Genomic DNA, 24,350 nt, shown 5'->3' with positions numbered 1-24,350 from the left:
CGGTAGGGTCGCCGCATGCTCGTGGCGCTCACCGGGATCGGCCTGTCGGCCGCCGCGGGCCTCAACGCCTACGTGCCGTTCCTCGTCGTGGCGCTGCTGGCCCGCCTGACGGACGTCGTCGTGCTCCCGTCCGCGCTGACGTGGATGGAGAGCTGGTGGGCCATCGGCGTCGGCGCCGTGCTGCTGCTGACCGACGTCGTGCTGGACAAGGTGCCCCTGGTCGACACGCTCAACGACGCCGTGCAGACGGTGATCCGCCCCGCGACCGGCGGTGTCGTCGCGGCGGCCACGACGGCCGCCGAGGACCTCGAGGGCTCGACGTGGATGAGCGAGCACCCGTGGGTCCCGATCGTCGGCGGGGTGCTCGTGGCCCTGCTCGTGCACGGCGGCAAGGCCGCGGTGCGGCCGGTGGTCAACGCGACGACCGGCGGCACCGGGGGACCGGTGGCGTCGGTGGTCGAGGACGTCACGTCGGTCGGGCTGAGCCTCGTGGCGGTGTTCGTGCCGGTGCTGGTGGTCGTCGTGCTCGGGCTGCTCGTGTGGGCGTTCGTGGCCCTCGTGCGCCGTCGGCGGCGACGTCGTCGGTCCCCGGTGCCGCCGCGACCGGGGATCGCGGGCACCGGCTGAGCCGGCCCTGAGCGCGGGCGGCGCCCGCACGTCCACCTCGTCCGCGCCGCCTAGACTGGTCCGTCACTGAGGACGTCCCGTCGCCCCCGCGGCAGGGTCGCCGCACCGGGAGGAGACCTCGTGGGACTGCTGGACCGCATCACGTCGCCGCAGGACGTGCGCGCGCTGCCGGCGCAGGACCTGGACCGGCTCGCCGCCGAGATCCGCGACTTCCTGGTCGCCCAGGTCTCGCGGACGGGCGGGCACCTCGGTCCCAACCTGGGCGTCGTCGAGCTGACGATCGCTCTGCACCGCGTCTTCGAGTCGCCGCGGGACACCCTCGTCTTCGACACGGGCCACCAGGCGTACGTGCACAAGCTGCTGACCGGGCGGCGGGACTTCTCGCGCCTGCGCCGCCGCGGCGGCCTCTCGGGCTACCCGAGCCGGGCCGAGTCGGAGCACGACGTCGTGGAGAACTCCCACGCCTCGACGGCCCTGTCCTGGGCCGACGGGATCGCGAAGGCGCGCCAGCTGCGCGGCGAGGTCGACCGCCACACGGTCGCCGTCATCGGCGACGGCGCGCTCACGGGCGGCATGGCCTGGGAGGCCCTGAACAACATCGCGGCGGACGCGGACCGGCGGCTCGTCGTCGTCGTCAACGACAACGGGCGCTCGTACGCGCCGACCATCGGCGGGCTCGCGCAGCACCTCGACGCGCTGCGCACGACCCGCGGGTACGAGTCGGTGCTGTCCTGGGGCAAGTCGACGCTGCGCCGCTCGGGCCCGCCGGGACGCCTCGCGTACGAGGCCCTGCACGGGCTGAAGAAGGGCATCAAGGACGTCGTCGCGCCGCAGGGCATGTTCGAGGACCTCGGGCTGAAGTACATCGGCCCGGTCGACGGGCACGACGAGGCGGCGGTGGAGACGGCGCTGCGCCGCGCCCGTGCGTTCGGCGGCCCGGTGATCGTGCACGTCATCACGGAGAAGGGGCGCGGGTACACGCCCGCGGAGCAGGACGTCGCCGACCGGTTCCACGCGGTCGGGCAGATCCACCCCGAGACGGGGCTGCCGCTCGCCCCGTCGCGGTTCGGCTGGACCAGCGTGTTCGCCGACGAGATCGTGCGGATCGGCCGGCGCCGGCCGGACGTCGTGGCGATCACGGCGGCGATGCTGCAGCCGGTCGGGCTCGCGCCGTTCGCCGACGAGTTCCCGGACCGGGTCTTCGACGTCGGCATCGCGGAGCAGCACGCGGCGACGTCCGCGGCGGGCATGGCGTTCGCCGGCCTGCACCCGGTCGTGGCCGTGTACGCGACGTTCCTGAACCGCGCGTTCGACCAGGTCCTCATGGACGTCGCGCTGCACCGCGCGGGCGTGACGTTCGTGCTCGACCGGGCCGGGATCACCGGCGACGACGGCGCGAGCCACAACGGCATGTGGGACATGGCGATGCTCTCGGTCGTGCCCGGCCTGCGGCTCGCGGCCCCCCGGGACGAGCCGACGCTGCGGGCGGCGCTGCGCACCGCGGTCGACGTCGACGACGCGCCCACGGTGGTGCGGTACCCGAAGGGCGCGATGGGGGACACCGTCCCGGCGGTCGACGAGGTCGACGGGGTCGACGTGCTGGCGCGCCACGCGGGCGAGGGGCGGCGCGTCCTCGTCGTCGGCGTCGGGCCGATGGCGACGACCGCGCTCGCGACCGCCGACATCCTCGCCGGGCACGGGCTGGACGTCACGGTCGTCGACCCGCGCTGGGTGCTGCCCGTGCCCGAGGCGCTCGTCAAGCTCGCGGGCGAGCACGACCACGTGGTCACGCTGGAGGACGGTCTCGTCGACGGCGGCGTCGGCTCGCTGGTCGGGCAGCGCGTGCGCGAGGCGAACCTCGTGACGCCCGTCCAGGCCGTCGGCATCCCCGCCGCGTTCCTCGACCACGCCCTGCGCGACGAGCTCGTGGACGCGCTGCGCCTGCGGCCGCACGACGTCGCCGCGGACGTGCTCGCGGCGCTGGAGGCGCGGGGCTGAGCGGACGGCCGGCGCACGCCCGCCGGCCGTCGCGCGCAGCTGTGCGGCACGTCACGCCGTGCCCGCGGACCCTCCGGGGACCGGCGGGACGGAGGTCCTGAGACATCCCATCACTGCGCTCCTAGCGTCGAGGTATCGACCCCGGACGACCTCAGGAGCGTCAGATGTCCCTCACCGTGGAGCCCGTCAGCGAGACCGCCGTACCGGCGGCGTGGCACGGCTTCGTGACCGGGCCGTGGACCGACACGGTCGACGTCCGCGACTTCATCCAGCGCAACTACACGCCCTACACGGGCGACGCGAGCTTCCTCGCCGGCCCGACCGCCCGCACGACGGGGATCTGGGACAAGCTCAGCGCGATGTTCCCCGCCGAGCGCGAGAAGGGCGTCCACGACGTCGACCCGACGACGCCGTCGACGATCACGTCCCACGCGCCGGGCTACATCGACGAGGCGAACGAGCTCGTCGTCGGCCTGCAGACCGACGCGCCGCTCAAGCGCGCGATCATGCCGAACGGCGGCTGGCGCATGGTGCAGACGTCCCTGCAGACCTACGGCTACGAGGCGCCGCAGGAGATCGTCGACATCTTCACGAAGTACCGCAAGACCCACAACGACGGGGTCTTCGACGTCTACCCGCCGAACGTGCGCGCCGCCCGCAGCTCGCACATCATCACGGGCCTGCCCGACGCCTACGGTCGCGGCCGCATCATCGGCGACTACCGCCGGGTCGCGCTGTACGGGGTCGACGCGCTCATCGCGGCGAAGAAGCTCGAGAAGGCGTCGCTCGACATGGAGCGCTCGGTCGAGGACGTCATCCGGGACCGCGAGGAGCTCGCGGAGCAGATCCGCGCGCTCGGCGAGCTCAAGCAGATGGCCGCGTCCTACGGCTACGACGTCTCCGCGCCGGCGACGACCGCCCGCGAGGCCGTGCAGTGGCTGTACTTCGCGTACCTGGCGGCGGTGAAGGAGCAGAACGGCGCCGCGATGTCCCTGGGGCGCACGTCGACGTTCCTCGACGTGTACCTGCAGCGCGACCTCGACGCCGGCCTCATCACCGAGGAGCAGGCGCAGGAGCTCGTCGACGACTTCGTCATCAAGCTGCGGATCGTGCGCTTCCTGCGCACGCCGGAGTACGACCAGCTGTTCTCGGGCGACCCGACGTGGGTCACCGAGTCGATCGGTGGCATCGGCGAGGACGGGCGCCCGCTCGTCACCAGGACGTCCTTCCGCTACCTGCAGACCCTGTACAACCTGGGCCCGGCGCCCGAGCCGAACATGACGGTGTTCTGGAGCGAGCGGCTGCCCGAGGGCTTCAAGCGGTTCTGCGCGCAGGTGTCCATCGACACCTCGGCGGTGCAGTACGAGTCCGACGAGCTCATCCGCGCCTCGTGGGGCGACGACGCCGCGATCGCGTGCTGCGTCTCCCCGATGCGCGTGGGCAAGCAGATGCAGTTCTTCGGCGCCCGCGTGAACCTGGCGAAGGCGCTGCTGTACGCGATCAACGGCGGCCGTGACGAGGTCACCGGCAAGCAGGTCGCGCCGGTCGCCGCCCCGGTCGAGGGGGAGGTGCTCGACTACGACGACGTGCTGGCGAAGTTCGACCGCACCATGGACTGGCTCGCCGAGACGTACGTCGACGCGCTCAACTGCGTGCACTACATGCACGACAAGTACGCGTACGAGCGCATCGAGATGGCGCTGCACGACCGGACGGTCCTGCGGACCCTCGCGTGCGGCATCGCCGGTCTCTCGGTCGTCGCCGACGCGCTGTCGGCGATCAAGCACGCGAAGGTCCGCGCGCTGCGCACGGCCGACGGGCTGGTGACGGAGTACGCCGTCGAGGGCGACTTCCCGACCTACGGCAACGACGACGACCGCGCCGACGACATCGCGGTGTGGGTCGTCCGGCGCTTCATGGAGAAGATCCGCGCGCTGCCGACGTACCGGAACGCGCTGCACACGCAGTCGGTGCTGACGATCACGTCGAACGTCGTGTACGGCAAGGCGACCGGCTCCACGCCGGACGGGCGCAAGGCCGGCGAGCCGTTCGCGCCGGGCGCGAACCCGATGAACGGGCGCGACACCCACGGCATGCTCGCCTCGGCGCTGTCGGTCGCGAAGCTGCCGTACTCGGAGGCGCAGGACGGGATCTCCCTGACGTCGTCGATCGTGCCGTCCGGGCTGGGCCGGACGAAGGACGAGCAGGTGACGAACCTCGTGGGCCTGCTCGACGCGTACGTGCTCTCCTCCGGCTACCACATGAACGTCAACGTGCTGAACCGCGAGACGCTCCTGGACGCCATGGAGCACCCGGAGAACTACCCGCAGCTGACGATCCGCGTGTCCGGCTACGCCGTGAACTTCGTCCGCCTCACGCGCGAGCAGCAGCTCGACGTGCTGTCGCGGACCTTCCACGGCGGGGTCTGACCCGCCCCGCGGCCCCGGCCCGGTCCGCTGGCACCGGGCCGGGGCCCGCGTACCGCTCCCGCACCGCCGACCCCCGGAGGTCCCCGTGACCACGACCACCACCGAGCAGACCGGCGCCCCGGTCGTCGCGCTCGGCACGCCGCTGGTCGCCGGGTCGCACACCCGCGCGCACGGGAACGGCACGGCGGGCCTCGAGACGACCGAGGCGGAGCGGGCCGAGCGGCTGGCCGCGGTCCGCGAGGGCCGGCTGGGCTCGGTGCACTCGTGGGAGCTCGTCACGGCGGTGGACGGTCCGGGCACGCGCCTGACCGTGTTCCTGTCCGGCTGCCCGCTGCGGTGCCTCTACTGCCACAACCCCGACACGATGGAGATGCGCCGTGGCACCGACGTCGCGGCGGACGAGGTCCTGGCCAAGGTCGCCCGCTACCGCGGTGTGTTCCGCGCGACCCGCGGCGGCCTGACGATCAGCGGCGGCGAGCCGCTCATGCAGCCCGCGTTCGTGCGCCGCCTCGTCCGCGGTGCCGCGGCGATGGGCGTGCCGGTGGCGATCGACACCTCCGGCTTCCTGGGCGCGCACGCCACCGACGCGATGCTCGACGACGTCGACCTCGTCCTGCTGGACGTGAAGTCGGGCCTGCCCGAGACCTACCGCCGCGCGACCGGCCGCGAGCTGCAGCCGACCCTGGACTTCGGCCGCCGTCTCGGCGTGCGCGGCACGCGGATGTGGATCCGGTTCGTGCTCGTCCCGGGGCTCACCGACGCCCCGGAGAACGTCGCCGCCGTGGCCGACCACGTCGTGTCGTTCGGACCCGCCGTGGAGCGCGTCGAGGTGCTGCCGTTCCACCAGATGGGCCGAGACAAGTGGGTCGAGCTGGGCATGCGGTACGAGCTCGGCGACGTCGAGCCGCCGACGCGCGCGGCGACGGAGGCGGTGCGCGACGTCTTCCGCGCGCGAGGGCTGACGACGTTCTGACCGGCCGCCGCCCGGCCTCAGAACGCCGCGACCGTCTCCGGTGCGCGCTGGGGACGGGTCAGCGTGCGCACCAGCGCCGCCTGCCCGTGGCGGCGGACCGCGAGGTCGGTGAGCGTGCGCAGCACCGGCACGACCGCGCCGGCCGGGAGGTCCGGCGTCGGGAGCCCGACGCTCGAGGCGAGGTCGTCGGCGTGCACGACCATCTCGAGCAGGCGCGTGACGAGGAAGTCGTCGGTCGCCATCACGGCGCCCGTCCACGGGACGAGCACGGCGGGCCCCGCGCCGGCCAGCGCCGCGTCGAGCCGTGCCCGCGTGGCGTCCAGGCCGGCCCGGACCGCCTCGGGTCCGTCGGCCGCGGCGTCGCGCGAGCGGGTGCGCACGGCGACGTTGGAGGGGCCGTCGAGGTCCTCCTGGATCCACGCGGCCTGCGCGAAGTGCTCGTCCAGGGTGACGGCCGGCGCGTGCCCCGCGGCGGGGGCGGGTGCGGTGAGCACCTCGACCGTCCGCAGCGGCTGCAGCGTGAGGTGGTACGCGAGCGCGCCGACGCTCATGCCCGCGCACGAGGACTCGGTGCCCCACGCCGCCACGACCTCCGGCCGCGCGACGAGGTCCGCGACCACGCGGGCGGAGTCGGTGACCGCTGCGCGGTCGAGGGCGTCGGCGAAGGTCAGGGGTGGCAACGTGGTGAGCACGCCGTCACCCTGGCGCAGCGCCGTCACCCCGGGCAAGCGAGCACGCCGAGGGGGCGGACGCCGGACGGGTGCCCGCCGGCTCACGGCCGGCGGGCACCCGTCGAGGTGCGGACCGCGCTCAGCGACCCGGGACGTTCGCGACGCCGTCGGGCAGCAGGCGCCGCCCGAGGACGCGCTCGCTGTACCCCGTGCGGTCGAGGTACGGCGTGATACCGCCGAGGTGGAAGCCCCAGCCCGCGCCGAGGATCATGCACAGGTCGACCTGCTGCGGCGTGGCGACGACGCCCTCGTCGAGCATGTGCCCGATCTCCACCGTCAGGGCCGTGAGGACGGCGTCGAGCACGCCCGCCTCGTCGAGGGCGGCGCCGGCTGCGGGCGTCTCGCGCGCGGAGTCGAAGACAGCCTGGACCGCGGGGTCGACGCGCTTCGGCAGCCCCTTGGCGGGTGCCGGCCGGACGACCGTCGTGCCCTCCGCCACGAGCTTCTCGAGCCCGGGGGAGCGCGGGAACCGGTCGCCGAGGTCCTCCCGCAACGACGTCAGCACGTGCAGACCCACGGCCGGGCCGACGAGGTCGAACAGCTCGAACGGCGGCATGGGCAGGCCCAGCGGGTCGAGCGCGCGGTCCGCGACCTCGACGGGCGTGCCGTTCTCCACGGCCTCGACGATCTTGCCGAGCAGCAGGACGAGCAGCCGGTTCACGACGAACCCGGGCCGGTCGGCCACGAGCACGGCCGTCTTGCGCAGCTTCTGCGCCACGGCGAAGCCCGTCGCGAGGGCGGCGTCGGACGTGCGCTCCGCGCGCACGACCTCGACCAGCGGCATCGCGGCCACGGGGTTGAAGAAGTGCAGGCCGACGACGCGCTCCGGGTGCTGCAGGTCCGCCGCCATGCGGGTGACCGACAGCGCCGAGGTGTTCGTCGCCAGGACCGTCTGCGGCCCGACGACCTGCTCGAGCTCCGCGAACACGCGCTTCTTGAGGTCGAGCACCTCGGTGACGGCCTCGATGACGAGGTCGCAGCCGGCGAAGACGGACAGGTCCGTGGAGCCGGTGACGGAGGCCGTGATGCGCGCACCCGCGTCGGGGGTCATCCGGCCGGTCGAGACGAGCCGCTCGACCTGCTGGCGCACGGCCGCCAACCCGTGGTCGACGCGCGCCTGGTCGAGGTCGCGCATCACGACGGGCACGCCGAGGCGCTGCGCGAACAGCAGCGCGATCTGCGACGCCATGAGCCCCGCGCCGACCACGCCGACGCGCGTGACGGGCTGCGCGAGCGACGGGTCCGGAGCGCCCTCGGGCCGCTTGCCGCCCTGCACGAGACCGAACGCGTAGACGCTCGCGCGCATCTCGTCGCTCATGATGAGGTCGGCCAGCGCCTCGTCCTCGGCCGCGTAGGCCGTCTCGACGTCGGTGTCGCGCGCGGCGGCCATCAGGTCGAGCGCGCGGTACGGGGCCGGGCGCGACCGGTGGACCGTCGCGTCGAGCCGCTCGCGTGCCGCCGCCACGACCGCCTGCCACGTCGCCGCGTCGTCCAGGGGACGCCGCTCGACGACGACGGAGCCGTCGAGGACCCGAGCCGCCCACCGCACCGACTCCTCGAGGAAGTCGGCCGGGTCGAGCACGACGTCCACGAGCCCGATCTGCGCCGCCTGCGCCGCGGTGTACGGCTTGTTGGCCGCCGGGCGGGTCAGCACGACCTCGAGCGCCTTCTCGATGCCGACGAGCCGCGGCACGCGGTACGCGCCGCCCCAGCCGGGCACGAGGCCCAGCCCCGTCTCCGGCAGCGCGAGGGCCCGCACGTCGGCCGCGGCCGTGCGGTAGTCGCACGCCAGCGCGAGCTCGAGCCCGCCGCCCAGCGCCGCGCCGTTGACGAACGCGAACGTCGGCACGCCCATGTCGTTCAGCAGGCGGTACGCCGCGTGCCCGCCGCGACCGAGCTCGAGCGCCTGCTCGCGGCTCGTCACGGACGCGACCTGGGTGAGGTCCGCCCCGGCGGCGAGGTAGTACGGCTTGCCCGTGACGGCGACGGCGGCGACCTCACCGGCGGCCACGCGCTCGCGCACGGCCGTGAGCGTCGCCGTGAGCTCGGCGATGCCCTGCGGGCCGAACGTCGTCGGCTTCGTGTGGTCCAGCCCGTTGTCGACGGTGACGAGGACCAGCGTGCCGAGCCCGCCGGGCAGGCGGACGTCGCGGGCGTGCGCGTGCGTGACACGCTCGGGGCGGGGGGTGCTCGTGCTCATCGCGCGTCCTCCGTGAAGTGGGGGTTCTCCCAGACGACCGTGCCGCCCTGGCCGAGGCCGACGCACATCGTCGTCAGGCCGTACCGGACCTCGGGGCGCTCCTCGAACTGCCGCGCGAGCTGCGTCATCAGCCGCACGCCGGACGACGCGAGCGGGTGCCCGACGGCGATCGCGCCGCCGTACGGGTTCACGCGCGGGTCGTCGTCGGCGATGCCGAAGGCGTCGAGGAACGACAGCACCTGCACCGCGAACGCCTCGTTGATCTCGATGAGGCCGATGTCGTCGATCGTCAGGCCCGCCCGGGCGAGCGCCTTCTCGGTGGAGGGGACCGGCCCCAGGCCCATCACCTCGGGCTCCACGCCGGCGTACGCGAACGAGACCATGCGCATGCGGACCGGCAGGCCCAGCTCCTCGGCCACGTCCTCGGCCGCGAGCAGGCACGAGGCGGCGCCGTCGGTGAGCGGGGCCGACGTGCCCGCCGTGACGCGCCCGCCGGGGCGGAACGGTGTCGGCAGCCCCGCGATCGCCTCGACCGTGGTGCCGGGGCGCGGCGGCTCGTCGGCGGTGGCCAGGCCCCACCCGCGCTCGGGGTCGCGCAGCGCGACCGGGACGAGGTCGGGCTCGATCTGCCCGGCGGCGAGCGCCTTCGCGAACTTCTCCTGGCTCGCGACCCCGTACGCGTCGGCGCGCTCGCGCGTCAGCGCGGGGAACCGGTCGTGCAGGTTCTCGGCGGTCACGCCCATGTTGAGGGCGTCGGCGGCGACGAGCCGCTCGGCCATGAAGCGGGGGTTCGGGTCGGCGTCGAAGCCCATCGGGTGGCGGCCCATGTGCTCGACGCCGCCGGCGATGGTGACGTCCTGCGCGCCGTAGCCGATGGCCGCCGCGGTCGTGGTCACGGCCGTCATCGCACCCGCGCACATGCGGTCGATCGCGAACCCGGGGACGGTCGGCGGCAGGCCCGCCAGCATCGCGACCGTGCGGCCGAGCGTGAGGCCCTGGTCGCCCTGCTGCGTGGTCGCGGCGAGCGCGACGTCGTCCACGCGCTCGGGCGGCAGCTGCGGGTGCCGGCGCAGCAGCTCGCGGACGGTCCTCACCGCGAGGTCGTCGGCGCGGGTGTGCGCGTACAGGCCGTCCTTGCGGGCGCGGCCGAAGGGGGTGCGGACGCCGTCGACGAAGACGACGCGGCGTGCGGCGGGTGGGGACGAGGTCGTCATCGATCCTCCTGGGACGGCGGTGTCCGGGCGCCCGGCGGGCGGGGCGCGCGTCGGGACCATCGTCCCCGGACGCGCGAAGTTACTCAAGGGTAACAGCGGCTGCCGCGGGCGTCCGCCGACGTCAGGACGCTGCGAAGGCCTCCGCGAGCCGCTCCGCGACGAGCTCGACCTGCCACTCGCGGGCGCCGCCCGCCCGCAGCGTCCCGGCCACCGCGGCCGCGTCCGCGGGCGACGGCGGGGACCACGCGAGCCGCCGCAGGAGGTCCGGCTGGAGCAGGTTCTCGACCGGCACCGACCACTCCTGGGAGAGCTCCGCGACCACGGCCCGGCCCGCGACGAGACGGCGCGCGGCGGCGGGGTCGCGGTCCGCCCAGGCGCGCGGCGGGGGCGGGCCGTCGCTCGACGGGCCGCGCGGCGACGGCAGCGCCGAGTCCGGCAGCGCCATCGCGCGGTCGATCGCGGACTGCCACAGCGCGGCGCGCCGGCGCGTGCCCTTGCCGGCGAACGCCGGCAGCGCCACGAGCTGGCCGACGGTCCGCGGCAGGGCCTGCGCGGCCGCCACGATCGCCGCGTCGGGTAGGACCCGGCCCGGGGAGATGTCCCGCTCGCGCGCGTTCCTGTCGCGCGTCGCGTAGAGCTCGCGCACCACCGCGAGGCGTCGCGGCTCGCGCAGCGTGTGCAGACCGGACACGCGCCGCCACGGGTCGGTGCGCGGTGCCGGCGGGGGCGCGAGGCGGACGGCCTCGAACTCCTGCCGTGCCCACTCCGCCTTGCCGGACTCCGCCAGCCGCTCCGCGAGCACCTGGCGCACCTCGACGAGCACCTCGACGTCGAGCGCGGCGTACCGCAGCCACTCGGGCGGCAGCGGCCGGGTCGACCAGTCGACCGCGGAGTGCTCCTTCGCGAGCCCGAGACCGAGCGTGTCGGCGACGACCGCCGCCAGCCCGACGCGCTCCATGCCGAGCAAACGGGCGGCGAGCTCGGTGTCGAAGACGCGGCTGGGTCGCATGCCCTGCTCGGCCAGGCCCGGCAGGTCCTGCGACGCCGCGTGCAGCACCCACTCGACGCCGACGAGCGCGTCGGACAGCGGCGACAGGTCCGGCAGCGCGATCGGGTCGATGAGCGCCGTCCCGGCCTCCTCGCGCCGCAGCTGCACGAGGTAGGTGCGCTGGCCGTAGCGGTAGCCGGACGCGCGCTCGGCGTCGACGGCCACCGGGCCGGTGCCGGCGCCGAACGCCTCGACCACCGCGGCGAGGGCCTCGGGGGTGTCCACCACCGGGGGACGCCGTCGGCCGGCTCGAGGAGCGGGACGACGGGGCGCGCCTCGGTGTCCGGCGTCGCGTCGTCCGGACCCGGGGCGTCGGGGGCCGTGACGGGGTCCATGACGACCACCGTAGGCGACGGGACCGGGAGCGCCGTGCAGCGCCGCTCCGCGCCGGGTGCGGCGTGCGTCACCGCGCCGCCTTCAGTCGATGAGGCGGTTGCGGATCGCGATCGCGACGAGCTCCGCGCGGTCGCCCGTGCCCAGCTTGCGCGAGATGCGGGCGAGGTGGCTCTTGACCGTCAGCGCCGAGAGCCCGAGCTCCTCGCCGATGAGCCGGTTCGTGCGGCCCTCGGCGACGCGTGCCAGGACGCTCAGCTCCCGGGCCGACAGGTCGGCGACGGGTGCGGGGGCCGGCGGCGGCACGAGCCGTGCGGGCGGGGCGACGTCGGTCCCGGCGGCCACGCCGCCGCGCAGGCCGCCGGCGAGCAGGGCGCGCAGCTCCGCGCGGCTCGCGCGGCGGGCGAGCACGACGACACGGGCCGCACCGCGACGGCGCAGCGTCCGGACGAGCGCCTCGCCCTCGCCGTCGCCGATCTGGGCGACCACGACGCACATCGGGTTGCGGGCCGGCCCGCCGGCCTGCGGGGGCCGGCGCACCGTGGGGACCTGGGCCGCGCCGGGCGCGCGCCGGGCCGAGATCTCGCGGACGTCGCGTCGCAGGGGCTCGATGGTCACGTCCGGAGGATCGGCACCCCACCCCCTCCACTTGAGGCACCCGCGCCGGCTCGGGGCCCGCGCGGCGCCCCCGGCGGTCGGTTGGCGCCGGTCTGGGCGGTTCTGACCCGGGTGAACGTCCACCCCCGGACGGGGGACGGGTGCGCAGGTCAGCGCCGCGGCAGGGGCACGACGCCCTCGGGCAGCGGCGGCAGGCCGGCGGCCGTGCACAGCAGGGTCGTCCACGCGGTCAGGTGCGGGCCGAGGTCCTCGTCCCACGCCGTCCACGACGCGCGGATCTCCAGCTCGGTCTGCTCGTCGCGCCGCTCGAGGGCGCCGAAGCTCTGCGACAGCACGCGCGTGACCGTGCCGCCCGCCGCGTGCGGCGCCACGCCGGCCGCCTCGAGCGCGTCGCCGAACCACGTCCACGCCACCTCGGCGAGCAGCGGGTCCGCGCCGACCTCGGGCTCGAGCGACGCACGCACGAGCGTCACCAGCCGGAACGAGCCCTCCCAGGCCTCCTGGCCCTCCGGGTCGTACAGCACCACGAACCGCCCCGAGGCGAGGTCCTCGGCCGCGACCGAGCGGCGCGCGGTGCGCACCTCGGCCGTCAGCGCCGCCGAGTACGGGGCGATGCGGCCCGGGCCGGGCACCTCGTCGAGGACGACCTCGGGGCGCACGGGCACCGCGCGCAGCGAGCGGAGCGCCCGCACGAACTCGGCGGGGACGTCGTCGGGTCCAGCGGGGGTCACGCCGGTGAGAGTAGGGCGGTGCCACGCGTCTCGACGTCCGGCACGCCGCAGGGCCGGTGCCGTTCGTCCGACTAGTCTCGACTCCCGTCACCGCACGTCCGCGTCGCGACGCCGGCCACCGGCGGGCGCGGGTGCACCCTCGCGTCGAAGGAGTCCCGTGATGTCTGTCCCCGCGTCTGACCAGGGCACCGCGCAGATCGGTGTGACCGGACTGGCGGTGATGGGCCGCAACCTCGCGCGGAACTTCGCGCGCCACGGCTACACCGTCGCGGTGCACAACCGGACCCCCGCGCGCATGCACTCGCTCGTCGCCGAGCACGGCGACGAGGGCACCTTCGTGCCGGCCGAGACGCTGGCCGACTTCGTCGCCGCGCTCGAGCGTCCGCGCAAGGTCGTCATCATGGTCAAGGCGGGCGCCCCGACCGACGCCGTCATCGACGAGCTCGTCCCGCTGCTCGAGCCCGGCGACATCGTCGTCGACGCCGGCAACGCGCACTTCCCCGACACGGTCCGCCGCGAGGCCGCGCTGCGCGAGAAGGGCCTGCACTTCGTCGGCACGGGCGTGTCCGGCGGCGAGGAGGGGGCGCTCAACGGGCCGTCGATCATGCCGGGCGGCACGCGCGAGTCGTACGAGTCGCTCGGGCCGATCCTCGAGGCGATCTCCGCCAAGGTCGACGGGGTGCCGTGCTGCACCTACGTCGGACCGGGCGGCGCCGGTCACTTCGTCAAGATGGTCCACAACGGCATCGAGTACGCCGACATGCAGCTCATCGCCGAGGCCTACGACCTGCTGCGCCAGGGCCTGGGCGCCTCCGCGAAGGAGATCGGCGAGGTCTTCGAGGCCTGGAACACCGGCGACCTCGAGTCGTTCCTCATCGAGATCACCGCCGACGTGCTGCAGCACGTGGACGCCGCCACCGGCAACGCGTTCGTGGACGTCGTCGCGGACGCGGCCGAGCAGAAGGGCACCGGCCGCTGGACGGTCCAGAACGCGCTGGACCTCGGCGTGCCGATCACGGGCATCGCGGAGGCGACGTTCGCCCGCGCGCTGTCCGGCTCGGCCCCGCAGCGTGCCGCCGCGCGCGGCGTGCTGCCCGCGGACACCGTCGCCTGGCACGTGCCCGAGCCCGGCCGGTTCATCGAGGACGTGCGTCTCGCGCTGTACGCGTCGAAGGTCGTCGCGTACTCGCAGGGCTTCGACCAGATCGCCGCCGCCTCGCGCGAGTTCGGCTGGGACATCGACCGTGGCGCGATGGCCCGCATCTGGCGCGGCGGCTGCATCATCCGCGCGCGCTTCCTCGACCGGATCACCCAGGCCTACGAGCGGGACGCGGACCTGCCGCTGCTGCTGGCGGACCCGTACTTCACGTCGGCGGTGGCGAACGGCGTCGCGGCGTGGCGCCGGGTCGTCGCGGCCGCCGCGACCCACGGCGTGCCGACGCCCGCGTTCTCGTCGTCGCTCGCCTACTACGACGGCGTGCGGGCCGAGCGCCTGCCGGCGAACCTCATCCAGGCGCAGCGCGACTTCTTCGGCGCGCACACCTACCGCCGGGTCGACCGCGAGGGCGTCTTCCACACCGAGTGGTCGGGCGACCGGTCCGAGACCGCCGAGTGAGCGCGGCGCGTCCCACGGGGGCGCAGGTCCCGGTGCCGGACCTGCTGCCCGTGGTCCTGGGCGGCGACATCGGTGCGTACAGCATCGCGCGGACGTTCCACGAGGCGTACGGCGTCCGCTCGGTCGTGCTGCCGTCGGTCTCGACGGGGCTGACCCGGCACTCGCGGATCCTCGACGCGGTCGTCGAGCCCGGCATCGACGACGCGGCCACGGTCGTGGCGCGCCTGCGGGCGATCGCCGAGCAGCACCCGGGCCGGTCCCGGGTGCTGCTCGGCAGCGCCGACTGGCTCGTGCGCACGATCGTGGAGAACCGGGCCGAGCTCGAGGACCTGTACACGATCCCGTACGTCGACGTCGCGACCCTGGACCGCGTCACGGACAAGGTGCTGTTCGGCGAGCTGTGCGTCGAGCTGGGCATCGACCACCCCGCGACGGTCGTGCACGACGTGCAGGCGGGCGGGACGCCCGACACCTCCGCGCTGCGCTTCCCGGTCATCGCCAAGGCGGCCGACACGGCCGCGTACCACCTCGTCGAGTTCCCGGGGAAGAAGAAGGTCTTCACCGTCGACTCGCCGGCCGACCTGGCGGACCTGCTCGAGCGGGTGCGCGTCTCGGGGTACCAGGGCCGCTTCGTGGTGCAGGACCTCATCCCGGGCGACGACTCCGGCATGCGGATCCTCACGTGCTACGTCGACCTCGACGGCAAGGTCCGGTTCTCCGCGTTCGGCCACGTCCTGCTCGAGGAGCACACGCCCGGTGCGCTCGGGAACCCCGCCGGCATCGTCACGGGGCACGACGAGGAGATCGTCGCGCAGGCGACCCGTCTGCTCGAGCACCTCGGGTGGCGCGGGTACGCGAACTTCGACCTGAAGTACGACCCGCGCGACGGGCGGACGGTGTTCTTCGAGCTCAACCCGCGGCTCGGGCGGTCGAACTTCTACATCACCGCCGGCGGGCGCAACACGGCCGAGCTCTACGTGCGTGAGCACGTGCAGGGGCTGGACCCGCTGCCCGACGGCGCGGCCGACCACCTCACGTCGCCGCACCTGTACACGGTGCTGCCCATGGCGCTCCTGCTGCGGTACGTCACCGACCCCGGGGTGCGGGCGCAGGTCCGCGGCCTGCAGCGGTCCGGCCAGGTGACGAACCCGCTGTGGTACTCCGCGGAGACCCACCCGCGGCGTCTGGCGTACCTCGCCGCCGCCCAGGCGAACCAGGTCCGCAAGTACCGCCGGTACCACCCGTGGCCGGCCCGGGGGGCGCAGGCGTGAGCGGCGAGGTCGGGGTGATCGGCGGCGTGGGCCCCGCGGCGACGGTGAGCTTCCTCGACCTCGTCGTGCGGCACACGGACGCCGGGCGCGACCAGGACCACGTCGACATGGTCGTGCTGCAGCACGCGTCGATCCCCGATCGCACCGCCTACATCCTGGGGGACTCGCCCGACGACCCCGGGCCCGTCATGGCGGCCGACGCGCGCCGGCTCGAGGCGCTCGGCGTCGACTTCGTCGTCGTGCCGTGCAACACGGCGCACCACTTCACCGACGAGGTCGCGGCCGCCGTGCGGATCCCGGTGCTGAGCATCGTCGACGAGACCGTCGACGAGGTGGCCGCGCGCCCCGGTGCGTCCGCCGTCGGCCTGCTCGTCACGAGCGGCACCCTCGCGTCCGGCGTCTACCAGCGGGCGGCCGCCGAGCGCGGGCTGGCCGTGGTCGAGCCGGAGGCGGACGAGCAGGCCCGCGTCATGTCGATCATCTACGACCAGGTGAAGGCCGGGCGCCCGGCCGACGTCGACGCGCTGCGCGCCGTCGCGGGTCGGCTCGCCGAGCGCGGGGCGGACGTCGTCGTGCTCGGGTGCACCGAGCTGTCCGTGGTGGCACTCCAGCACGACCTGCTCGCGGACCCGCTGTTCGTCGACTCGCTCGACGTGCTCGCGCGCCGCACCGTGGTGCGGTCGGGGCGACGGCTGCGCGGCGAGGCCGGCTGAGCGGCGACGGCTGCGTAGCAGGGCGGACGCGACGGAGGGCGGGACCCGCGGGTCCCGCCCTCCGTCGCGTCGCCGTGACGTCAGCCGAGCTCGCTCGTCCCGCTGTACAGGTGCAGCACCGGCACGTGCAGCTCGTCGCGTGCGCGCGACGCCCAGTCGGTGTGGAACGTGTCCTCGACCAGGTGCGGGTACGTGACGACGACGACCTCCCGGACGTCGCCGGCCGCGACGGCGGTGCGCAGGGCCGGCAGCGGGTCGTCGTCCGTGATCTGCCCGGTCGCGTCCCGCCCGGCGGCACGGAACGCGGCCACGCTGCCGTCGATCTGCTCCTGCGCGGTCGCGCGGGCCTGGGCACGGCTCGGCTCCTTGCCGAGCGCGCGGTCCCACGCCTCGCGCAGCTCGCCGAGGCTGAGGGCGTCGACGATCCACGGCACGAGGGGCCGCTCGGTGTCGGCCGGGACGAGTACCCGGTAGGCGAGCTGCTCCTCCTCGTGCAGCGCGAGGATGTGGCGGACGTCGGCGTCGGCGAGGGTGTCCTCGGTGAGGACCAGGATCGTGTCGGTCACGCGCCCGAGCCTACGGGCGCGGCGCTGACCTCGCCGGACGTCGCACCGGCGGCCGTCGGACCCCGCAGGTCCCACCGCGCGAGCAGCGTGCCCTGCGCGTGCAGGAGGTGGCGCAGGTGCGCGCCCGCGGGCGGGTCGAGGCGGGAGCCGCCGGCGAGCACGCCGGGCGCCGCCGGCCCGGCGAGCAGCGGTGTGGTGGTCAGGCACAGCTCGTCGACGAGGTCGGCCGCGAGCAGGTCGGCGAGCAGGGACGGCCCGCCCTCCGTGAGCACCTGGCGCACCCCCCGGTCGGCGAGGGCGTCGAGCGCGGCCGCGAGGTCGAGCCGCCCGTCGACCGCGGGGACCTGGAGGACGCGCTCGGCGCCGACGCAGCGCACGGCGGCGTCCCGGCCGTCCGGTCCCGTGACGACGAACGGCGGCTGCCCGCCGGGACGCACGTCCGCGGGGACCTCGCCGCGCCGCGTCACGACCGCGAGCGCGATGTGCGGCGCGCGCCCGAGGGACGCCCGGGCGTCGCGCAGGTGCTCCGCCACGGGCAGCTCGCGGTACCCCTCGACGCGGACCGTGCCCGCACCGACGAGCACGACGTCCGCCAGTGCGCGCAGCACACGGAACATCCGGCGGTCGGCCGGGCTGCTGATCGACGCCGACCGGCCGTCGGGCCCCGCACCGGCCCCGTCGAGCGTCGCGACCATGTTCGCGCGCACGTGCGTGCCCGCGCGGTCCTCCGCGTCCGCGAACAGCGCGAGCAGGTCCGGCTCGCCCTCGCGCACCGGGAGCACGCCGGCCCGGTCGCGGGGGAGGAGCAGGTCGTAGGCGGGGGCGGGCTGCACGCCGCTCAGGCTAGGGGCTGCGGACCGAGCACCGCGGCGAGCGACGCGACGTGCCCGACGACGACCACCGCGGGGTTCTGCACGCCGACGGCAGCGGCGCGGGCCGCGATGTCCGCGACCGTGCCGAGCGTCGTGCGCTGCCCGGGCAGCGTCCCGCTCTCGACGACGGCCACCGGCGTCGCCGGGTCGAGCCCGTGCGTGCGCAGGCGGTCCATGTGGTCGCCGAGGCGTGCGACGCCCATGAGCAGCACGAGCGTGCCGCGCAGCCGGGCCAGGGTCTCCCAGTCGGTCTCGGCGTCGTGGGCCGAGACGACCGTCACCTGCCGGGCCACGTGCCGGTGCGTCACGGGGACCCCGGCGGCCGCGGGCACGGCGATCGCGCTCGTCACGCCCGGCACGACCTCGACCTCGACGCCCGCGTCGCGGCACGCCTGCAGCTCCTCGCCGCCGCGCCCGAGCACGAACGGGTCGCCGCCCTTGAGCCGCACGACCCGCTGCCCGGCCTGCGCGCGCTCCACGAGCAGCCGGTTGATCTCGTCCTGGGTGAGGGTGTGCGCGTGCGGGGCCTTGCCCGCCTCGACGACCTCGACGCCCGGCTCCAGCTCGTCGAGCAGCGCACGCGGGGCGAGGCGGTCGACGACGACGACGTCCGCCTCCGCGAGCGCGCGGCGCCCGCGGGTCGTGATGAGGCCCGGGTCCCCGGGACCGCCGCCGACGAGCGTGACCCGGCCCGGTCCGGGCCGGTGGCGGCGCACGGGCAGGGCGCCCGCGTCGAGCAGGCCCTGCAGCGCACCGCGCAGCGCCACCGCGCGGCGCGGGTCGCGGCCGGCGCCGACGGCGAGGGTCACGTCGCCGGCGCGGGCGACGGCGGGCGTCCAGGCGCTCGACGCGGCGGCGTCGTCGGCCCGCACGCACCAGGTGCGGTCCGCCTCGGCGTCGGCGGCCACCTGGTCGTCCGTCCGCCGGTCGCCGGTCGCGGTGTGCACGAGCCAGGCGCCGTCGAGGTCGCCCGGGGCGTACGGGCGCGCGTGCCAGCGCACGCCACCGCTCGCGGCGAGCTCCGCGAGGTCCTCGCACAGGGCCGGTGCCACCACGTGCACGTCCGCACCGTCCGCGAGCAGCCCGCGGGCGCGGCGCGCCGCCACCGGCCCGCCGCCGACGACGACGACGCGGCGGCCCGTCACGTCGAGCAGGAGCGGGTGGCGGGCGCTCATATCCCGGCCCCGGCCAGCCAGTCGTCGTCCCGCTCGTCGGCCCGCACGGGCGCGAGCCGGTCGAGCAGCGTCGGCCCGACCATCCCGGCGGCGAGGGTGCTGCCGTCCGACGGGTCCACGAGCAGGAAGCCACCGGTGCGGCGGTGCGTCGCGTAGTCGTCGAGCACGACGGGCTCGGCGAGCCGCACCCGCACGCGGCCGATCGCGTTGAGGCCGAGCGAGCGCGGCGCGGCGTCCGACGACGTGTCCGTGGCGTCGATCGTGCGCACCGTGTCCACGGGGTCCCACTGCTCGACCGTCAGGGTGTCGACGTCGAGGCGGGCGTCGACCTCCCGCAGCAGCGCGCGGACCGTGCGCGTGCCGGTGCGGACGAGCACGCGCGCCCCGGGGACGGAGCGGCGCTCGGTCAGCCAGCAGACGGTGCCGACCAGGTCCTGCCCGGTGGCGACGTCCTCGGCCGCGGGGACGAGCACGTCGCCGCGCGCGACGTCGAGGTCGTCGGCGAGGCGCACGGTCACCGACAGCGGCGCGGCCGCCTCGGCGAGCGGGCCGTCGAACGTGTCGATCCCCACGACCCGGCTGGTGCGTCCCGACGGCAGCACGCGCAGCTCGTCACCGACCCGCACGACGCCGGACGCGACCTTGCCCGCGTACCCGCGGTAGTCGGGGTGCTCGGGCGTGCGCGGGCGGATGACGTACTGCACGGGCAGCCGCAGCGCCTCCGCGGCGGCGTCACGGCCGACGGGCACCTGCTCGAGCAGCTCGAGCAGCGTGGGCCCGTCGTACCAGGGGGTCCGGTCCGAGCGCACCACGACGTTGTCGCCGTCGAGCGCCGACAGCGGCACGGCGTGCACGTCGGGGAGTCCGAGCACGTGCGCGTAGTCCGCGAACTCGCGCGCGATGGCGGTGAACGTCGGCTCGTCGAAGCCCACGAGGTCCATCTTGTTCACCGCGAGCACGACGTGCGGGACGCCCAGCAGCGCGGTGAGCGCGGCGTGCCGGCGGGTCTGCTCGAGGACGCCCTTGCGCGCGTCCACCAGCACGATCGCGAGCTCGGCCGTGGAGGCGCCCGTCACCATGTTGCGCGTGTACTGCACGTGCCCGGGCGTGTCCGCCAGGACGAACGCGCGGCGCGCGGTCGAGAAGTACCGGTACGCGACGTCGATCGTGATGCCCTGCTCGCGCTCGGCGCGCAGGCCGTCGGTCAGCAGCGCCAGGTCGACGGCCGTCCCGTCGCCGCCGCGCGCCCGCGTCGCCCGCTCGACGGCCGAGAGCTGGTCGGCGAGCACGGACTTCGTGTCGTACAGCAGCCGCCCGATGAGCGTGCTCTTGCCGTCGTCGACCGAGCCGGCGGTGGCCAGGCGCAGCAGGTCGCGCTGCGCGTGGTCGGCGGCGCCGGCCGCCGCGGGGAGGTCGGTCGTGGTCTGGGTGCCCATCAGAAGTACCCCTCGCGCTTGCGGTCCTCCATGGCGGCCTCGGAGGCCCGGTCGTCCGCGCGGGTCGCCCCGCGCTCGGTCAGCCGGCTCGCGGCGACCTCGGCGATGACCTCGGCCACCGTCGCGGCCGTCGAGTCGACCGCACCCGTGCAGCTCATGTCCCCGACCGTCCGGTAGCGCACGGTCCGGCGCTCGACGACCTCACCGGGACGGGGGCCGCCCCAGCCGCCGGCCGTCAGCCACATGCCGTCGCGCGCGAACACGTCCCGCTCGTGCGCGTAGTAGATCTCCGGCAGCGGGATCCGCTCGCGCTCGATGTACCGCCACACGTCGAGCTCGGTCCAGTTCGACAGCGGGAACACGCGCACGTGCTCGCCCGGCTTGTGCCGGCCGTTGTACAGGTCCCACAGCTCGGGCCGCTGCCGACGCGGGTCCCACTGCCCGAACTCGTCCCGCAGGGAGAACATCCGCTCCTTCGCGCGCGCCTTCTCCTCGTCGCGGCGCCCACCGCCGAACACCGCGTCGAACCGGTGCTCCGTGATGGCGTCGAGCAGCGGCACCGTCTGCAGCGGGTTGCGCGAGCCGCCGGGCGTCTCGACGACCCGGCCGTCGTCGATGGCGTCCTGCACGCTCGCGACGACCAGGCGCAGGCCGTGCTCGGCGACGGTGGCGTCCCGGTAGGCGATGACCTCGGGGAAGTTGTGCCCCGTGTCGACGTGCATGACCGGGAACGGGACGGGCGCGGGCCAGAACGCCTTGCGTGCCAGGTGCAGCATGACGATCGAGTCCTTGCCGCCCGAGAACAGCAGCACCGGGCGCTCGAACTCGCCGGCGACCTCGCGCATGACGTGGATCGCCTCGGACTCCAGCGCGTCGAGCTGGGTCAGGGGCGGCGCGGCCGTCGTGGTCGCGCCGGGCAGGGTCGTGGTGCTCGTCGTCATGTGTGCAGCCCGCATTCCGTCTTGTTCGTGCCTGCCCAGCGCCCGGCCCGCGGGTCCTCGCCCGGGGCGACGGGACGCGTGCAGGGGGCGCAGCCGATGGACGTGTAGCCCGCCTCGCGCAGGGGGTTGAGGACGACGTGGTGCTCGGCGACGTACGCGTCGACGTCGTCCTGGGTCCACGCCGCGAGGGGGTTGAGCTTCACCTTCGACCGCTTCGCGTCCCAGCCGACGACCGTGATGTCGGACCGTGTGGGCGCGTCCTCGCGGCGCATCCCCGTGACCCACGCGGTGTACGGCGCGAGGCCCCGCTCGAGCGGCTCGACCTTGCGCAGCGCGCAGCACAGGTTCGGGTCGCGCTCGTGCAGCCGGGGCCCGTGCGCGGCGTCCTGCTGCTCGACCGTCAGCAGGGGCAGGACGGTGCGCAGCCGCACGTCGGTGAAGTCGGCGTAGTAGTCGCGCGTGCCGATGGTCTCCGCGAAGTGGTAGCCGGTGTCGAGGAAGATCACGTCGATGCCCGGCACGGTCCTCGCGGCGAGGTCGACGAGCACCTCGTCGCCCATGGACGACGCCACGACCAGGTCGGGGCCGAACCGGTCCGCGGCCCACCGCAGGATCTCGCTCGGGTGCGCGCCCTCGAGGTCGCGCCCGGCCTGCTCGGCCAGGGCGCGCAGCTCGTCGGGCGAGACCCCCGTCAGGGGGCCGGCGACGGCGCTCACCGCGCGCCCACCAGACCCACGAAGCGCAGCGCGAACGCGCGCCGGCACTCGCGGCACTCCCACTCGCCGTGCCGCTCCCCGGCGGGGAACAGGTCCTCGCCGGCGCAGAACGGGCAGTAGTAGGGCACAGCCCGCTGCCCGGAGCCGTCGCCGCTCATCGCAGGTCCTCCTCGTCCGCCCGGTGGGCCCACTCGGCGAAGAGCTCGCCGTCCAGGCGCTGCTCGTCGTAGCGGCGCGTCACGCGCTCGACGTAGTCCGGCAGCTCGGCCGCCGGCACGCGCAGGCCGCGCAGCGTGCGCCCGAGACCGCTCGTGAGGCCCAGCCCCCCGCCGAGGTGCACCTGGTAGGCGTCGGAGCCGTCGGGCGCGAGCACGCCCTTGAGGCCGATGTCGGCCACCTGGATCCGCGCGCAGGAGTTCGGGCAGCCGTTGAGGTTGATCGTGATCGGCTGCTCGAAGTCCGGCATCCGCCGCTCGAGCTCGTCGACCAGCGCGGCCGCGCGCGCCTTGGTCTCGACGATCGCGAGCTTGCAGAACTCGATGCCCGTGCAGGCCATCGTCCCGCGCCGGAACGTCGAGGCGGCGCGCACGCGCAGCCCGATCGCCTCGAGCCCCTCGACCAGCGCGTCCACGCGCTCGGGGAGCACGTCGAGCACGACGAGCTTCTGCTCGACGGTGAGCCGGATCCGGTCGGCCCCCGCCGCCTCCGCGAGGTCCGCGACCTGCGCGAGCAGCGGCCCGGAGACCCGCCCCACGGTCGGCGCGGCCCCCACGTACCGCAGGCCGTCGACCTGCTCGTGCACGCCGACGTGGTCCCGGCGACCGGACGGCGGCGGGGGCGGCTCGGGCCCGTCGGGCAGCGCGTGGCCGAGGTACTCGCGCTCCAGCACGTCGCGGAACACCTCGGCGCCCCAGTCGGCGACGAGGAACTTCAGGCGCGCGCGGTTGCGCAGCCGGCGGTAGCCGTAGTCGCGGAAGATCCCGGTGACGCCGGCCCACACCTCGGGCACCTGCTCGAGCGTGACGAAGGCGCCGAGCCGCACGGCGAGCTTCGGGTTCGTCGACAGCGCCCCGCCGACCCACAGGTCGAAGCCGGGGCCGAGCTCGGGGTGGACCACGCCGACGAACGACACGTCGTTGATCTCGTGCGCGACGTCGTGGTGCGGCGAGCCGCTGATGGCCGTCTTGAACTTGCGCGGCAGGTTGGAGAACGCGGGGTCGCCGATGAAGCGGCGCGTGATCTCCTCGATCGCGGGCGTGCCGTCGATGATCTCGTCCTTCGCCACGCCGGCGACGGGGGAGCCGAGCACGACGCGGGGGGTGTCGCCGCAGGCCTCCTGCGTGCTGAGCCCGACGGCCTCCAGGCGGCGCCAGATCTCGGGCACGTCCTCGATGCGCACCCAGTGCAGCTGGATGTTCTGCCGGTCCGTGATGTCCGCCGTCCCGCGGCCGAACTGCGTCGAGACGTCGGCGATCGCGCGCAGCTGCGGGACCGACAGCGCGCCGCCGTCGCACCGCACGCGCAGCATGAAGTACTCGTCGTCGAGCTCGTGCGGCTCGAGCGTGGCGGTCTTGCCGCCGTCGATGCCGGGCTTGCGCTGGGTGTACAGGCCCCACCAGCGCATGCGGCCGCGCAGGTCCTCGCCCGGGATCGACGCGAAGCCCTCACGGGCGTAGACGGTCTCGATGCGATGCCGCACGTTGAGACCGTCGTCCTCGGCCTTGAACTTCTCGTTCGCGTTCAGCGGCTCGCGCTCGCCGAAGGCCCACTGGCCCTCGGGTCGCTTGGGGGGTGCCACGACGGGTGTCTGCGCCACGGGGCGCCACCTTTCGGGGGATCTCGGGGCGTGCTCGCGCGTCCGCACGACGGGGGCGTCGTGTGCGCAGGACGCGGACCACGCGCCCGTGCAGGAAGGGACGGGGCGGGGTCAGCGGTTCCGCGGACAGCACGCACACGGGACCGCGACGGCGCGACAGCACCGACACATGAGGGAGGTCCCGTGGAAGATCACCGGACGAGAGTGTCACGCGTCCGCGTGACTCGGCACCATCCGTCCGGATGACGAGACCGGTGTTCGCCAGGTGGACGCGCGTCCGGCACGCGCCGGCGGGCACCGCCGCGGTCTGCGCGCCGCCGTATCCTC

General features: G+C 75.1%; 20 protein-coding genes and 1 pseudogene. 7 read left to right on the top strand and 14 right to left on the bottom strand.

What is annotated here, in order from left to right:
• Positions 1-15: 15 nt before the first annotated feature.
• The 4 genes from GC089_RS09990 (at position 16) to pflA (ending at position 6,027) form a co-directional block, all read left to right on the top strand.
• Positions 16-627, top strand: a complete 612-nt coding sequence (locus GC089_RS09990) for a DUF4126 domain-containing protein (protein WP_155377562.1) — start codon at positions 16-18, stop codon at positions 625-627.
• Between the two features lie 120 nt (positions 628-747).
• Positions 748-2,625: a 1-deoxy-D-xylulose-5-phosphate synthase gene (gene dxs, locus GC089_RS09985; RefSeq protein WP_155377561.1), complete on the top strand. Its 1,878-nt coding sequence runs from the start codon at positions 748-750 to the stop codon at positions 2,623-2,625.
• 164 nt (positions 2,626-2,789) lie between these two features.
• On the top strand, positions 2,790-5,054 hold the full coding sequence (pflB, locus tag GC089_RS09980; protein ID WP_155377560.1) for a formate C-acetyltransferase: 2,265 nt from the start codon (positions 2,790-2,792) through the stop codon (positions 5,052-5,054).
• An 85-nt stretch (positions 5,055-5,139) separates the two neighbouring features.
• Complete coding sequence (gene pflA / locus GC089_RS09975) at positions 5,140-6,027, top strand: pyruvate formate-lyase-activating protein (RefSeq protein WP_155377559.1); 888 nt, start codon at positions 5,140-5,142, stop codon at positions 6,025-6,027.
• Between the two features lie 17 nt (positions 6,028-6,044).
• Here the strand turns inward: pflA and GC089_RS09970 are convergent, their stop codons facing one another.
• The 6 genes and pseudogenes from GC089_RS09970 to GC089_RS09945 form a co-directional block, all read right to left on the bottom strand.
• Entirely contained in the window at positions 6,045-6,719 is a 675-nt protein-coding gene (locus GC089_RS09970; protein ID WP_155377558.1) for a maleylpyruvate isomerase N-terminal domain-containing protein, read from the bottom strand.
• A gap of 118 nt (positions 6,720-6,837) precedes the next feature.
• Positions 6,838-8,958 (bottom strand): 3-hydroxyacyl-CoA dehydrogenase NAD-binding domain-containing protein, encoded by a 2,121-nt coding sequence (locus GC089_RS09965; protein ID WP_155377557.1) that lies wholly within the window; start codon positions 8,956-8,958, stop codon positions 6,838-6,840.
• Positions 8,955-10,172 (bottom strand): thiolase family protein, encoded by a 1,218-nt coding sequence (locus GC089_RS09960; RefSeq protein WP_155377556.1) that lies wholly within the window; start codon positions 10,170-10,172, stop codon positions 8,955-8,957. Before GC089_RS09960 ends, GC089_RS09965 begins: the two co-directional genes overlap by 4 nt.
• A 121-nt stretch (positions 10,173-10,293) precedes the next feature.
• Positions 10,294-11,555 (bottom strand): annotated as a pseudogene (locus tag GC089_RS09955) (HRDC domain-containing protein).
• 82 nt (positions 11,556-11,637) lie between these two features.
• Positions 11,638-12,171 carry a LuxR C-terminal-related transcriptional regulator gene (locus GC089_RS09950; protein ID WP_230684722.1) on the bottom strand — a complete coding sequence of 178 codons (534 nt, stop codon included), beginning with the start codon at positions 12,169-12,171 and terminating at the stop codon, positions 11,638-11,640.
• 149 nt (positions 12,172-12,320) lie between these two features.
• A complete protein-coding gene (locus tag GC089_RS09945) occupies positions 12,321-12,902 on the bottom strand; it encodes a DUF3000 domain-containing protein (protein ID WP_155377554.1) in 582 nt (193 codons plus the stop codon).
• 160 nt (positions 12,903-13,062) lie between these two features.
• On the opposite strand from GC089_RS09945, the gene gndA reads away from it, so the two are divergent.
• Genes gndA through GC089_RS09930 form a run of 3 tightly spaced genes read left to right on the top strand, consistent with a single transcriptional unit; the run spans position 13,063 to position 16,501 of the window.
• Entirely contained in the window at positions 13,063-14,517 is a 1,455-nt protein-coding gene (gene gndA / locus GC089_RS09940; RefSeq protein ID WP_155377553.1) for an NADP-dependent phosphogluconate dehydrogenase, read from the top strand.
• Positions 14,514-15,788 (top strand): carboxylate--amine ligase, encoded by a 1,275-nt coding sequence (locus GC089_RS09935; protein WP_155377552.1) that lies wholly within the window; start codon positions 14,514-14,516, stop codon positions 15,786-15,788. Before gndA ends, GC089_RS09935 begins: the two co-directional genes overlap by 4 nt.
• On the top strand, positions 15,785-16,501 hold the full coding sequence (locus tag GC089_RS09930) for an aspartate/glutamate racemase family protein (RefSeq protein WP_155377551.1): 717 nt from the start codon (positions 15,785-15,787) through the stop codon (positions 16,499-16,501). Before GC089_RS09935 ends, GC089_RS09930 begins: the two co-directional genes overlap by 4 nt.
• A gap of 80 nt (positions 16,502-16,581) precedes the next feature.
• Here the strand turns inward: GC089_RS09930 and GC089_RS09925 are convergent, their stop codons facing one another.
• Genes GC089_RS09925 through GC089_RS09895 form a run of 8 tightly spaced genes read right to left on the bottom strand, consistent with a single transcriptional unit; the run spans position 16,582 to position 24,023 of the window.
• A complete protein-coding gene (locus tag GC089_RS09925; protein ID WP_155377550.1) occupies positions 16,582-17,067 on the bottom strand; it encodes a hypothetical protein in 486 nt (161 codons plus the stop codon).
• Entirely contained in the window at positions 17,064-17,900 is an 837-nt protein-coding gene (locus tag GC089_RS09920) for a dihydrofolate reductase family protein (RefSeq protein ID WP_196250679.1), read from the bottom strand. Before GC089_RS09920 ends, GC089_RS09925 begins: the two co-directional genes overlap by 4 nt.
• A 5-nt stretch (positions 17,901-17,905) precedes the next feature.
• Positions 17,906-19,114, bottom strand: a complete 1,209-nt coding sequence (cobA, locus tag GC089_RS09915; RefSeq protein ID WP_155377549.1) for a uroporphyrinogen-III C-methyltransferase — start codon at positions 19,112-19,114, stop codon at positions 17,906-17,908.
• Entirely contained in the window at positions 19,111-20,550 is a 1,440-nt protein-coding gene (locus GC089_RS09910; protein WP_155377548.1) for a sulfate adenylyltransferase subunit 1, read from the bottom strand. Before GC089_RS09910 ends, cobA begins: the two co-directional genes overlap by 4 nt.
• Complete coding sequence (cysD, locus tag GC089_RS09905) at positions 20,550-21,491, bottom strand: sulfate adenylyltransferase subunit CysD (RefSeq protein WP_155377547.1); 942 nt, start codon at positions 21,489-21,491, stop codon at positions 20,550-20,552. The genes GC089_RS09910 and cysD overlap by 1 nt, the downstream gene beginning before the upstream one ends.
• The gene (locus tag GC089_RS09900) at positions 21,488-22,207 is read right to left on the bottom strand and encodes a phosphoadenylyl-sulfate reductase (protein WP_155377546.1); all 720 of its coding nucleotides are present in this window, start codon (positions 22,205-22,207) and stop codon (positions 21,488-21,490) included. The genes cysD and GC089_RS09900 overlap by 4 nt, the downstream gene beginning before the upstream one ends.
• The gene (locus tag GC089_RS18435; protein WP_196250678.1) at positions 22,204-22,365 is read right to left on the bottom strand and encodes a hypothetical protein; all 162 of its coding nucleotides are present in this window, start codon (positions 22,363-22,365) and stop codon (positions 22,204-22,206) included. The genes GC089_RS09900 and GC089_RS18435 overlap by 4 nt, the downstream gene beginning before the upstream one ends.
• Positions 22,362-24,023 (bottom strand): nitrite/sulfite reductase, encoded by a 1,662-nt coding sequence (locus GC089_RS09895; protein WP_155377545.1) that lies wholly within the window; start codon positions 24,021-24,023, stop codon positions 22,362-22,364. The genes GC089_RS18435 and GC089_RS09895 overlap by 4 nt, the downstream gene beginning before the upstream one ends.
• Between the last annotated feature and the right edge of the window lie 327 nt (positions 24,024-24,350).

The sequence above is a fragment of the Cellulomonas sp. JZ18 genome, assembly GCF_009720485.1.
GTDB lineage: Bacteria > Actinomycetota > Actinomycetes > Actinomycetales > Cellulomonadaceae > Cellulomonas.
Note: the sequence above shows the minus strand (reverse complement) of the source record. Positions and strands in the feature narration are given on the sequence as shown.